This window comes from Pseudoalteromonas sp. T1lg24 (assembly GCF_002964745.1).
GTDB classification, from domain to species: Bacteria; Pseudomonadota; Gammaproteobacteria; order Enterobacterales; family Alteromonadaceae; genus Pseudoalteromonas; species Pseudoalteromonas spongiae.
Window position 1 is genome coordinate 1 of the sequence record NZ_PQCB01000031.1, and the last position, 287, is coordinate 287.

At 40.1% G+C, this 287-nt stretch carries 1 pseudogene; it reads left to right on the forward strand.

Annotated elements, in window-relative coordinates:
* Positions 1-31: 31 nt before the first annotated feature.
* Positions 32-287, forward strand: a pseudogene (locus C2M30_RS12310) (IS110 family transposase); the annotation flags it as partial.

Consider the following 287-nt stretch of genomic DNA (forward strand, 5'->3'; position numbering starts at 1 on the left):
TTTGTCAAATAACTAAATAGCGGAGGCTAGCATGACTAAACATAACATACTTTTCATTGGCTTAGATACTCATAAAGAGTTTGTGGAAGTGGCGTACATTGAAGACAGTCGCGGGGCACAACCTATTCACTTTGGACGAATATCTTCAGCCAAATTAGCCATAAAGAAGCTCATTCGTCAGTTTGAGTCAAAATATCCTCATGCAACTCTGCATTTCGTTTATGAAGCTGGCCCTTGTGGTTACTGGATTTACCGCTTAATTACTTCTCTTGGCCATTGCTGTTATG